General features: G+C 39.7%; 9 protein-coding genes. 6 read left to right on the top strand and 3 right to left on the bottom strand.

Annotated features, from left to right (window positions below; genetic code table 11):
• Positions 1–286: 286 nt before the first annotated feature.
• From FLM47_RS15195 to FLM47_RS15180, 4 genes are all read left to right on the top strand, one after another.
• Complete coding sequence (locus FLM47_RS15195; RefSeq protein WP_178956779.1) at positions 287–1,141, top strand: D-hexose-6-phosphate mutarotase; 855 nt, start codon at positions 287–289, stop codon at positions 1,139–1,141.
• A gap of 14 nt (positions 1,142–1,155) precedes the next feature.
• Positions 1,156–1,701: a PH domain-containing protein gene (locus FLM47_RS15190; RefSeq protein ID WP_178956875.1), complete on the top strand. Its 546-nt coding sequence runs from the start codon at positions 1,156–1,158 to the stop codon at positions 1,699–1,701.
• Positions 1,664–3,241: a PH domain-containing protein gene (locus FLM47_RS15185; RefSeq protein ID WP_218651574.1), complete on the top strand. Its 1,578-nt coding sequence runs from the start codon at positions 1,664–1,666 to the stop codon at positions 3,239–3,241. Before FLM47_RS15190 ends, FLM47_RS15185 begins: the two co-directional genes overlap by 38 nt.
• Before the next feature lie 152 nt (positions 3,242–3,393).
• Entirely contained in the window at positions 3,394–6,207 is a 2,814-nt protein-coding gene (locus FLM47_RS15180; protein WP_138608639.1) for a PD40 domain-containing protein, read from the top strand.
• A 45-nt stretch (positions 6,208–6,252) separates the two neighbouring features.
• Here the strand turns inward: FLM47_RS15180 and FLM47_RS15175 are convergent, their stop codons facing one another.
• Positions 6,253–7,398: a lipopolysaccharide assembly protein LapB gene (locus FLM47_RS15175; protein ID WP_138608640.1), complete on the bottom strand. Its 1,146-nt coding sequence runs from the start codon at positions 7,396–7,398 to the stop codon at positions 6,253–6,255.
• A gap of 48 nt (positions 7,399–7,446) precedes the next feature.
• Positions 7,447–8,580, bottom strand: a complete 1,134-nt coding sequence (locus tag FLM47_RS15170) for a PepSY domain-containing protein (RefSeq protein ID WP_178956778.1) — start codon at positions 8,578–8,580, stop codon at positions 7,447–7,449.
• Between the two features lie 271 nt (positions 8,581–8,851).
• On the opposite strand from FLM47_RS15170, the gene FLM47_RS15165 reads away from it, so the two are divergent.
• Together FLM47_RS15165 and FLM47_RS15160 are read left to right on the top strand one after the other, a co-directional pair.
• A complete protein-coding gene (locus tag FLM47_RS15165; protein ID WP_138608645.1) occupies positions 8,852–9,466 on the top strand; it encodes a PQ-loop domain-containing transporter in 615 nt (204 codons plus the stop codon).
• Between the two features lie 65 nt (positions 9,467–9,531).
• Positions 9,532–10,320, top strand: a complete 789-nt coding sequence (locus tag FLM47_RS15160) for a PhzF family phenazine biosynthesis protein (RefSeq protein WP_178956777.1) — start codon at positions 9,532–9,534, stop codon at positions 10,318–10,320.
• Positions 10,321–10,372: 52 nt separating this feature from the next.
• On the opposite strand, the gene FLM47_RS15155 is transcribed toward FLM47_RS15160, so the two are convergent.
• Positions 10,373–12,883: a zinc-dependent metalloprotease gene (locus FLM47_RS15155; protein ID WP_138608649.1), complete on the bottom strand. Its 2,511-nt coding sequence runs from the start codon at positions 12,881–12,883 to the stop codon at positions 10,373–10,375.
• Positions 12,884–13,086 lie beyond the last annotated feature (203 nt).

Here is a 13,086-nt window from a genome sequence, read left to right as displayed (position 1 = left end):
TATTGACTTTTATTAATTTGATCAGTAATTAAAATAGCATTTATTATCTTTATTTTATTAAATGCTTATAACATTCTATTTGTGAACCTTCCCTAGGTTGAAAGGCAGAGTTGTAAAGCTTTAGTCGTAATTTTACCGTTGATTTTGCATAAGAATATAGTAACTAACTCAATTTAAATAACTATTCTATGTAGCTTATGCTTTAAGCATGCATTATTGTTTGTGTACAAGTAACCTGAACTCAGGTTAAGTATTAAAAATTAGTCTCAGTGTTAAAGGAAATAAAATGCAATTATCACCCTCAGTATGTATTGAGCGTACACATAGCGGTTTAGAATTTATTAGTATTAATAGTCGCCAATGTGAGGCGAAAATATTTTTACAAGGTGGGCAAATAACTGAGTTTACACCCAAAGGTAAATTGCCATTATTGTGGGTGTCTGGGGATGAAACCTTTAGCGAAGGGAAAAGTATTCGCGGCGGCATTCCTATTTGCTGGCCTTGGTTTGGTCAACATGAAAATACAGACTTCCCAGCTCATGGCTTTGCTCGCACACTCGTATGGCAAGCTGATGAAGTGCATGAAACCGAGGACGAAGTTACGGTTAGCCTAAAATTACCCATGAGGCAGGTAGACTCTACCTTTTGGCCGCATCAATCTTCTTTACGGGTTGAGTTTATTTTATCTGAGCAATTAGAGGTGCGTTTAACCACCTGTAATTTAGGCAATGTACCATTTAGCTATTCACAAGCGCTGCATACTTACTTTCCAACACAAGATATTAAGAATACCCGTGTGACAGGCCTGCAAGGGGCACAATATATAGAGTTTGGTCAAGGGCCTCATCAGCAACATGATGTGGTCGACTTTTCCCGTGAAACCGATATGGTTTATACCCAAGCCGCAGCAGTTCAAACAATTGATACTCCTCAAGGGATGATCAGTGTTAGCAGAGAAAACTCGCGCTCGTGCGTGTTATGGAACCCATGGATTGAAAAATCAAAGCGGCTATCAAATTTTGCCGATGATGATTATAAAAGCATGTTATGCCTAGAGGCTGCGAATGTACTTGAAGATGCGGTTACGCTTGAGCCAAAACAAAGCCATACTTTAGTAACAACAATAAAGTGGCTTGGTTAAAGCCAATACGTCCAATGGAGCGAAGCGTGTTTACGAATCAACAAATAACCGACCTACCGCAACATCAAAGCATAGAGTTTGAACCGCTTGCCGATAAAGCATTATTGCATGCACAGTTGAATTGGTTGTTATTTTTTATCCCTTTTTGCCTAGTGCTAGCGGCAGTTTGTTATTTCAATACAGATTTTGCAGCCATGGCGCAAGGTTACTTATTGGTTGCTGTTCCGCTATTAATTTTACTGTGTATGTTATATAGCGTGTTCAGCATAAAATTACAGGGCAGCGCGTTGCGTACCCATGATATTGCTTTTAAAAAAGGCATTATTTGGCAGCAGGTGACAATTTTACCGTTAGCACGAGTGCAGCATATTGAAATACATCGTGGGCCAATAGAGCGAAAACTAGGTTTAGCCAGTTTACGGCTTTACAGCGCAGGTGGTATGAGTGCTGATTTACAAATTAGCGGCCTGACCCACGAAAAGTGCAAAAATATTCGTCAATTTGTACAAAGCTATCGCCACGATGAAACCACAAGCGAGGCTACTGCCAGTGAGTGTTGATGCTACACAAATAACGTCATCTTCACTTAATTGGCAAAAAGTGTCGCCCTGGGCACTGGCTTATTTTGTGATGCATTTTAGTGTGCGGTTTATCAAAGATGGCTTATTTAATTTACTGCCCGTGTTGGTGGTTTTTGTTACCCAAGTAGAAAATAAACTATTTTGGGGGCAAGTTGGGCTCACGATTGCTCTGACTTCATTGCTCGTCTATTGTTTTTTGTATTACCGCAGTTTTCGTTTTTGTATTACTGACGAGCATGAAATTTTACTAAATAAAGGCGTATTTAAAAAAGAGCGACTCACCTTAAAGTTTTCTCGGGTGCAAAATGTAAACATAGCAGAACCCTTTTATTTTACTCCAGTAGGCTTAGTTAATTGCATTTTTGATGCTGCCGGCAGTGTTGCCCAAGAAGCTGTATTGCCTGGAGTAACCAGTGATTATGCCAAGCAAATGCGCAAACAGGTATTTGACTATAAAGCGCAGCAGCAACCATCAACCGAGGAGGCTAATACAGCGCAGCTTCATGCTGAAAATCAGAATGAAAATAGTTTATTCATTTCAAATAAAGAAATAGCTAAGTTTGGTTTAATGTCGAACATGGCAATTTTAGCGCTTGCGGCCATTGCTCCCTTTATAAATGTGGCTATCGATTTTTTAGAGCAGCAGTTTATAACAAAAATAGAGGGTTTTTATCAGCAAGAGCTCGGTATGATGGCTAATGCAGCGGTATTTGCGGTTATTACTTTAATTATTGTGTTGGTATTTATTGCGGTGTTTTTATCGGTGACTATGTCGCTCATTCGCTTTTATAACTATCAGCTTTACTTTAAAAATAATAAATTTAAACGTATTGCAGGGCTGTTAGAGCGCCATCAACTGTCAATTAGTTTAGATAAAGTACAATCTATAGTTATTAAGCAAAACCTAGTTGCCAGGCTATTAAAGCGCTTTACAGTGGAATGTTTGCAAGCCAGCAGCGGCGGTGCTGCAAATATGGCGAAAAAGAATAAACAAACCTTAGTGTTACCTGTGCTCACGCAGGAGCAAGTTGATAATGTGTGTCAGTGGATTTATCCGTGGTTTAACAGTAAAAAGTTGGCATTCAAAGCAGTAGAAAGGGCGTTGCTATATAAAAATATGGTGTTTTATGCCTTGCTACCGAGCGTTGCTTCTGGGTTTTTAGTTAGCTTTATGCAACTTAATATATTAATTTCATTAGCATTATTTTTGGTATTAGCCGCGTTAGTGTTTTTATCATATAAACGTTATGGGTATTACCTTCATCAACAAGATGGGCGTTTTTATATGGTGGTGCGCAAAGGTATGATTGGCGTGCATTACCGAGTATTTGAGCTGTACAAAGCACAAAGCGCTCGCAGTGTGAGCACTTTTTTTATGCGTCGCTCTGGCTTAAAAAGCCTGTATATACAACTTGCTGCAGGCGGTGCGTATGTCCCATATTTAAAACAGCAAGATGCTGACTTCATTATAGATTTTACACTTATGCAGGCTGAGTCAGATTCTCGTAGTTGGATGTAACTTCCCTTGTTGAAAATAACTAAAGTTCAGGTTAAATAATAAGGCAGGTGTAAATACACATTTGCACATGCTTTATTACACTTTTTTACTGCCCGTTTTTCCCTTTTAATAATACTCTAAGCATTATTAAAAGCACTATTTAAGGGATTATTGTGAAAAAGTCACTCATTGCATCAGCCTTATTACTGGCTGCACCAAGCTTCGCAGCCAATTGGCAAACCATTCATACTGAGCATTTTAATGTTCACTTTAGCAGTGAACATACTGATTTTGCTAAATCGACCGCGGTGGAGCTGGAGATTGTCCGTACAAAAGTGCTTGAGCAACAAAACCGTGCCCTTGATAAAATCGTCGATGTGGTGGTATTTGATCCTTTAAATGCAGCTAATGGCTTTGCCTTACCAACCTCTAATAATCCTGTTATGGCGCTTTTTACTACGCCACCACAATCGGACACAGTAATCTCAAACTCATCGGGCTGGCAGCAATTACTAGTGCTGCACGAGTACATTCACTTAGTTCATTTAGCGCAGCCGACTCGCAGCGAGTGGCAACAAAAAATTAGAGGGGTATGGGATCTTTACGATTTAACCTATGGTGACACACCGCGCTGGGTAGCTGAAGGATACGCCACCTTAATTGAGTCTAAAATGACAGGGCGAGGGCGGCTCTTTGATAACTATTCTGAGGCAATACTCAGGGAGTTTGCTCAGCAAGGAGCGCTTCCGACCTATGGGCAACTAAATAGTGATGAAGGCTTTATGGCGGGCTCCATGGCGTATTTAATGGGAAGTCGTTTTTTATACTGGCTAGAGCAAAATTACTCAGAGCAGCTGGTCGATAATGTATGGGTTCGTATGCGGGCGGTTAAGCCTCGAGATTTTGACGACGCATTTTCTGGTGTATTCGGGCAAAGCGCTGCCAAGCTATATCGTCGATTTATTGCTGAGTTCACTTACAAAGCAATGCAACAAGAGCAAACCGAGTCACCACTTAATAGCAAGCTTTGGTTAAAGCTTGATTTATACGCTAGCAACCCCGCTCTTTCTGGTGATGGCAGCAAAATTGCCATAGTGGAGCGTGATAAAAAAAGTAATACCAAGCTCATAATTTATAGCACTGAAGACAACACTAAAGCGCAACAGCAATTTACTAAAGCACAAAAGCAATTACTTGAAGATGATGCTAAGGATATTCCTGATACTGCGCCAAGTGTATTTAAGCGCGAACAAAAACAAATATTAAATCAAATAAATCGAGCAGGTATTGCCAATCCGCAGTGGGTAGGCAATAACACTCTTTATTTTAATGCCTACAGTAGTGAGGAGTCGGGGACTTATAACAAAGTGTCTGACATTTTTAGCTATAACATAGATACTGGCAACGTCGAACAACTCACTGAACTGGCTGGTATTCGTCGTTTTAGTGTTACCCGCAATGGTGAAACACTTTACGGTGAGCAAATAAGAGCTGGGTATTCTGAATTAGTAAAAGTCGATCTTAATACACAAGCAATCACGCCACTTTTTACCAAGAGCTTAAAAACGACGTACGATTACCCGACCCTAAGCCCCGATGAAACAAAATTAGCTTATTTATCAGCGTCATTAAACGAAAATTGGCAATTGTATATACAAGGTTTGAGCGGTGATACTAGGCAGTCAGTCCCAATGCCTAATGGGTATCAATATTTAAGCCAGCCGAGTTTTAGTCAAAATGGGGAGTCTATCTATTTTGTTGCTGGCCTAAATAATAAAACTGATATTTATAATTATCATATAAAAAATAATACCCTCACCCGCTTAACTAACGGGCAAGAAGCGCTTGCATACCCGATTGAGACTGAAGATGGTTCACTACTTTATTTCTCTATTAATGCCGATGGCCCTGATGTAAAAACGCTAACAACAAAAGACCGCACAGCCGTGACGGAACTCGCTGTAAACAGTGAAGCTCCATTGTTGATGGTAAATAAGCATACTCTGCCACCGGCAAAAATATATACCGATGAGACAGCAGAGCAAAGCGATTACGCAGTACTTGATCAGCAAGCGACGTTTGCCTTGGGATCACAGTATTATTCAGCGTCAACCAGTTTGCTAAGCGTAGGTATAAAAAGTAGCGACTTATTAAAGCAACTTGATTTACAAGCGGGTTATAACATTGATTTGCATGACGGTGCATTACATGGAGGCTTTGTACAAGCAAAATACAATGCGTTAAATACAAAGTTTAAGCTTGCGCTATTTGATTATAATTTGGGTACATCACATCAATATCAACCTAGCTTAAACGCTGATATTGACGCCCGAGGTGGTTTTGTTGCAATAAGCCATCCATTGAAATTTGGCCAGCTTCAGTTAACCCCAGAGCTTGCTTATAACTATACAGATTATAAAAATAGCCATAAAAATTGGACACGGTTGAGTATTGCTCAGCAATGGCAACATGACCGCCAATCATTTGCCATAGGGCAGAGTATTTATGCCAGTATTTATGATGGGCGGAATCACAATAGTCATTGGCAAGGTTATGACTTGGCAACAAAAGTATTTGGTAAAGCATTTAATATTCCCATGTTTGTGAGCTTTGAACAAAAACAGCGAGACGATAGTGTTTTAGCTTTAGGTGGGTTTAGCTCTAACCTGATTAATCAGCAACAAAGTAGCGAGTTTGTGCTTGCTGCTGAACTGCCTTATTACAGTGCAACTGCAGAGCGTTACCAAGGTTATGGTGGTGGCATCAGCTTTAAAGAAGGCATGCCTTGGCTTTATTACAAGCAACATCAATTAGACAACAGCGTTTATGCACAAAGTTATGGCTTAAAATACCAAGGTGATTTTAGCTTTGGGATGGGGCCTGCAGGCGTAAACGACCTAACTTTTAATGCTGGGCTGTCGCGTGTTGAAGGTGACAGCTTTGAAGATGAAATGCGCGCGTGGTTAAGCTTTTACTACTCTCTTTAATATTATGGGTAATACACTTTTAAATATGTATTACCCAAAAGCAACCTACTTTGGCTTAGTAAGCGATGCTAACTTTGCTTGGTATATATTGAGCTTTTCATTGTCTCGCTCATATTTAATGGCTTGTTCAAGCAAGGCTTGTGTTTGTTTAGACTTACCTTGTTGATAACGAATTTTTGCAAGCTCTAAGTAAAGCTCTGATATATATGGGGCTTTTGCAATTGCTGACTCAAGGTGGTTTTTAGCTTGAGTTACCTTTCCTTCTTGCAGATTGTTTTTAGCAATAACCAATAGCTCGTAAGGGTCTTTTTCTTCATTAATTAATTGGCTTGTTAATTGTTTTTCTAGCTCTGTATTGCCAAGATCTTTTGCGAGTAGCCGATAGTTATTGATTAAGTTTATACTTATATCGTTTCTATTTAGTGCGGTTTGGTAAATCAGTTGAGCGCTTTTTAAATCGCCTGCACGGCGATGTAATATACCCGTAATATTGAACAGTTCAGGATCGTTAGGAGTAAAAGAATTAGCTTTCAAAATAAGAGAGTAGGCTGTATTGAGTTTATTTTTAGCTAATGCCTCCGCCGCTAAATTGCTGTAAAACTTATTGAGTAAATCATTATAGGTGGCGCTGCCAGCATAAAAGCTGCCGCGGGTTGGGAAGTAATCTATTAAAGTGCCTGGGCGAATAAATACAATAAAGTTATCATCAGTTTCTTCTTCCGGTGCGTAAACTTTGGTTCTAAAATGGTTGGCTATGTAAACTAAACTTCCCTCTTTGGCATACACAGGTTCGCTGGTCATTTCTTGAAAACTGGTGTCAAGATCTAAAAGCGTGGCGTAGCTTTGTGTCAATATAGCTAAGCTAATACAGTTGCCTTGTGAGCGTTCAATAGTTTGTTTGGATGTTAGTGTATCACCGTGATACTTAAAGTTGGTAAGCTGGTTTTCTAGGTAGTTAAAAACAATTTCATCAGCACGTATCTCATTTAAGCGCTTCTGTGCATAAGCTAAAAACTTTTCTTTTTCAGGTTCTGGAAGCTCAAAAACACTGTGTTCATTAGGGGTTTCAACACGCTTGAAAAGAGAGTGGTTAATTACTTGTGTAAGCTGTACCTTTTTAATTTGCACTGCTGGTTGAGTGCTACTGCATGCAGCTAAAAAAAAGCTAAGTGTAAAAACTAGATATTTCATAAATCACCTCACTGTGACTTTTAAGATTACAATGAGGTGACTTTATAATCAAGCACTTACAGTGCGATGCTTACTTAAGCGATTTTTGTGTGATTGCTTTTTACGTTTACGGCGTGTAAGCCATAAATAAAAGCCTGTACCAGCCAGCCATACAGGGCTAAGACCAACAATACACCAAAGTATTTTACTGATAAGCCCAGCAAAATAGCCAAAGTGTAGTTTTCTAAAGCTATCAATTACTTGCCAACCAACTCCGGTTTCACGAATATCCCAGTTAGCCATGTGTTCACCTGTTTGCTTATTGTAGGTTATGGTATTGGCGTATTCACTGGTAAGTGGATTACTGGTATTTACTTCGCCATAAAGAGTAATATTTTCATCAGGCTCTCGCGGGAAAACTAAAAAAGTAGTGTTAAAAGTGGGTATTTGCAGCTTACTATCATTAAGAATGCGCTCAAAAGAAATGTCGTCACTATATAATTTATTTGCAATAGTGTAGTGCTCTTCTTCTGCGTGTTCTATTACTTCGTGATACCACACAGCGCCATTAAAATAACCACCGGTAATCGCTAAAACGATAAGGATAGGTGAACCTAATACTCCAGTCATTTTATGAATGTCGCTTAGTACTATCTGCAAAGTTGCTCGCCAGCGTACGCTAAATAGTCGCTGCCAAAATTTGCGGTAAATAATTAAGCCAGTAATACCTAAAGTTAATAAAAATAGAGCAAAAAAGAAGCCTAATACGGTACCTGTTTGCCCTGGTAAGCTTTTTAAGTCGTTAAGTAAAAAAGTATAATGGAGCTCTAAAAACCAGTCAGTAAAATAATGAGTGGTGCTTACTGGTTCTGATAAAACCTCTCCTGTGTATTGGTCTAAATGCAACTTATACCAATCGTCAGTTCCACGCTTAACCAAATAAAGCCGGTCAGCGGTGCTGTTATTAAAAAGCTCCCAGCTTCCTACTACATATTCAGGAAAGGCTGCTTCGGCTTTATTTATTAATGAGTCCATAGGCAAACGTGCAGCTTGTTGCTGTACCACAAAGTGTTTATCTGGCATCAGTAGGCCATCAATTTCACTTTTAAACACTAAAACACTGCCAGTAATGCTAATAACAATTAACGGAATAATGGCAATTAGCGCCAACCAACTATGAACTTTAAACAGTGTTTTTCTCATTACTTAGGCTTGCATGTTAATCTGTAGATATGCGTATGATAACAGTTATCATTTGTGTTGCAATTGTAAAAGGGTGAGACTGTGAAGTTTTAGTAACGGTTTTTGTATACTCAGGTTGCCACAGGAGGAAATTAAAGTTGGTGTGAAGCTTGTATAAAAGCTAGCCAGTCCTACAATGCGCGCACATGAATAAAGCCTTTAAAAACAAATGTTTAAAAAATGTTTTATTTCTTCCTTTTCATTAACAACAATGTAACGAGCGAGGTTTGCTTTGGCGTATTATTTGCCTATTTTGTCAGTATTTATTTTGGTTTTTAGTTTTTTACCGTTACTCAATAAAATTATAAAAAACCGCAGTGTATCAGGTGTATCACTGTTAATGATGACATTTGGTTTAGCGCAAAGTGTGTACTTTATTAGCTACAATCTTTACTTTGCTCGCTTTTATATTGCTTTGCCGTTTTTTGCGACAGGCTTTTTAAGCGGACTAATTTTATACTTTTTTGCTCGCTATAATGCCGCTAAGCGTCAAAATTTGCAGTTGCTTGGCATGCTTAGCTTTTCGTTATTGCCATTTTTGTTGTTACTTAACCCCAACTTAGATACCGCTGTGGTACTTAATGGCTTAACCTATGTGGGCTTAATCATGAGTTCAGTACGAGTTATGCCACAAACCTACAAAACACTTCGCACAGGGAATATTAGTAACCTTAGTGCTCGCTATTTTAGTTTACAATTTATAGCTGGTATCTGTGGTTTGTTTGCAGAGCTTGCTATGCCTGTGCAAAGTACTTCGCATATACTAATGTTTGTTATGATATTACTGACTAATGCGGTGCAGTTTGCGTGTATGCAGTATTATCGCGTACGTCCTGTGTTGGCATAAAATTATAGTGACCGTTAATTTCATTTGTGGCACTTTGAGTGACCAATAAATAAAAAGTGCCCACTATGAAATTAACTATCCATCAAATCGATGCGTTCAGCAGTGAACTGTTTAAAGGTAACTATGCCGCTGTGATCCCACTAGAGTCGTGGCTTAGTGATGATCTTATGCTGAATATCGCTTCTGAAAATAACGTATCTGAAACTGCTTTTACTTGTCAGTTGGCTGATGGAAGCTTTGCGATACGTTGGTTTTCGCCGTTAATGGAAATTGATTTTTGCGGCCATGCTACTTTGGCTGCGGCCTATGTGCTTTGTGAGCAACATAGTATATCGCAGGTGCGCTTTAGCGCAGAGGCGGTGGGCAAACTGATTGTTAATAAAAATAACGATGGCAGCTTTGCTATGACCTTTCCTAAACAAGCCCCTGAAGAGGTTCAGCTTATCCCTGATGCTTTATTAGCTGGCCTGTCTATACAACCTATTAAAGTGCTGAAAAACCGCCAAGCTTATTTTGCTATTTATGATAATGAGCAGCAGGTTGTAGATCTGAAAACAACCAATGAACAACTAAAAAAATTAGCCCCATTAGATGTGGTTGCAACAGCACCGAGTGTTGAGTATGACTTTATTTCTCGTTATTTTTGGCCTGCCAGTGGTGGTGATGAAGACTTTGTGACCGGTTCAATTCATACCGGGCTTGCCCCTTATTGGGCAGAACAATTTGGCAAAAACTCTTTAAGTGCTTATCAGGCCTCACAACGGGGTGGGAAGTTACATTGTGAAGTGGGCAGTACAACAGTGACATTAACGGGTCATGCGGTAAGATACCTAAAAGGTACTATTTACCTTTGAATTAGTGTAAAAAAGGCCACGTAAAACGTGGCCTTGGTTTAGTCAGTGTTATTTACGCTTCTAGCGCTTTGCTAATTAAGCGATCAATATACTTTTTATGTGCTTTGGTTGCGGTGTCTGCACCCCATGCAACATCTTGATCGGCTATTTGAGTTAGCTGATATAGCGCGGCTGTTTTCGCTAAGTTATCGTATTTACTTGCTTTTTCTAAGCCTGCAATTGCAATAAGCTGATTTACGTATTCAATCTGTAAGTTATGACTGATTGAATTAGCGTTTTTGTTATCAACAAAGATACTTGCAGTTAAATCCTCCATAAATTGCGTAAGGCTGTATTCATTTCCATATAAAGCAGTGTCTGAAATACGTAGTAACACAGCAGGATGCAGTAGTTGCGCTAACACACCTTTTTGCATGCCTAAAATCATTTTATGCGGTTTAGGGTCTTCGTTTTTACCATAATGATTAAACCCACGACGCTGCTGCTGCATAAAGTTATACAAAGGCTGCATGCTTTGCAGTACATTTGGAGCAAACACATACTCAGCTAAAATAGCCATTGCTTGGGTTTGGCGCTCAAGTGGCACCGGTGTAAAAGGCTTAGCTGCATTTTCATCACCTACGACAGCACGCTCTACATAAACCCCACCAATTTGACGAGATACCACGCCTGCTTGTGCACGGTATTGGCCAAATAGGCTGTTAGCAGAAGTAACAAGCTGTTGGTAAGACTCGCCTTTTACTGTGGCTTTATCTTTAAGTTCTGAAAAGAGTGTATTGATCAGGGCCATTCTATCTGCCCCGTAAGCTGCAGGGTTAGACGACAAGTCACCTATCATCACGCGAGGGTCTATATGGCGACCTGGTGCACGCATATCGTCGGCATCATTACCAAAGGCAAGCGCATGTTCGCTTGAGCGAGCAAGTATTTTATCAAGACGAGCTTGTTCTGCTGCTTCATCTTTAAGTGCTGCGCTATAGCCGTAGTTTATTGCCCAATCATCGTACGGACCGGGTTTAGTTTGGAAAATATCGCCTTGAGTCACACCCGTTGGCGCTATATTTGCTGGCGCATAGTCCATTACTGAGCCGGTTACTATACCTTGGGTTTTACTTTTGTCGTGAACTTCTTTCTCATCCCACAAAATAGAAGATTTCATGTTGTGATTAAGACCTAAAGTATGCCCTACTTCATGTAAAACCAGCTGAGTTAAGCCTTGGCGTAACATTTCAGTATCTTCAATATCAGCGCCATTCGCTAAGCCTTTTGCAAGTATTAGGTTTTGTTGTAATTCATGACCTAAAGAGCAATTAAGCTCAGTGTTGCTTCCTGGTTGGGTATGGCTCATAGTGCCTTGAGTATAAAGCGTATCGTATATCCAGCGGTTTTTCATAAATACAAACTCAAGCATAATGTCTGAGCCTAAAATTTCACCGGTTAGCGGGTTAGCTAATGCTGGTCCATATCCACCAAAAGGTGGCTTAGGCGATGAAGTCCAACGCAGTACATTATAGTTAATGTCACCAGCATCCCAATCGGCATCATCAGGTTGTACTTTTACTTCCAGTGCGTTCTTGAAGCCAGCCTTTTCAAATGAGCTATTCCAAGCAAGTACAGCGTCACGTACTGTATCTCGCCACTCAATAGGCGTGGTATTTTCTATCCACCAAGTAATTGGCTTTACTGGCTCTGAAAGTGCAGCACTTGGATCTTTCTTTTGTAGATCCCAACGCTTAATTACATCTTGATATGGCGCCCAGTCAGTTGATGTCATTTTATCAAACTGATTGGTGAAATAACCAATGCGCGCATCATCAAGGCGAGGTTGATAACTATTTTCAGGTAAAGCCACAAATGAATGCTGTACTTTTACTGACACGCTTCGTGGATCGCTTATCGCACCTGAGCCTCGAACGGTTGGGCTACTATTAGTAAAAACATAATCAACCACCAGATCTAGGTTGTTAGGGTATGGGCGCTGTTTGATGATACGTGATTTTTTATCATCTAATTTACCTACTTTAAAACGCTTTTTAGCATTTTTATCGTTCGGATTAGGTGTTGGCGATACTTTATGCAGGGCTTCACTTAAAAATAGCTTGTTAACATTAAAGGCTATTTTACCCTCTTCTTGCTTTTCTATTTTTATACTTGCAAGTACTGCTTCGCTAATGTTTGCCTCGCTGGCTTTAGCTAGCGCACTATTTTCGTTAAATAAGTAGCGCGGGGTTTTGCTAATAATATCGATACGATCAAAGTATTTTCTAAATTCGATTAACTTTGTTTCACGGTACGCGCCACGAAAGTGGCCCGCATCAGTCGCGCCGTCAATGGTGTGTGCAAAATAAACAAAAGGAGTATCGAGTTGTGACTCGTTAATTACCATTAGGTGGTCGCCGGTTTTTTTATCTTGGTAAAGATTAAAAATGCCAACAAATTCGGTTTGGCCTTCAATCATTTCACTTAATGTGTGTGGCTCTTTTTCTTCTTTTTTTTCGGCAGCAACAGTATAGCTACTGCCAAGCGCTATACTAAGCGCCAAGGTAAGTGCGGTTAATTTCATAGTTTGTCTTTTGTAGTTGTTAATATGATTTTACTGTACGGTGTGTCATGCGGTTTCGCACAGCATCTTTGCTAAATACTAACTCAAAGTATTTAGCTTTATGATTTATAATGGTAAAAATTTGTAACAATACATTTATAGAGCGAATCCACGAGGCTTTCTAAGGGTTTATACTTTATCGAGCAAGACCTTGCCTATACTTT

The sequence above is a fragment of the Pseudoalteromonas sp. Scap06 genome (genome assembly GCF_013394165.1).
Classification (GTDB): Bacteria; Pseudomonadota; Gammaproteobacteria; order Enterobacterales; family Alteromonadaceae; genus Pseudoalteromonas.
Note: the sequence above shows the minus strand (reverse complement) of the source record. Positions and strands in the feature narration are given on the sequence as shown.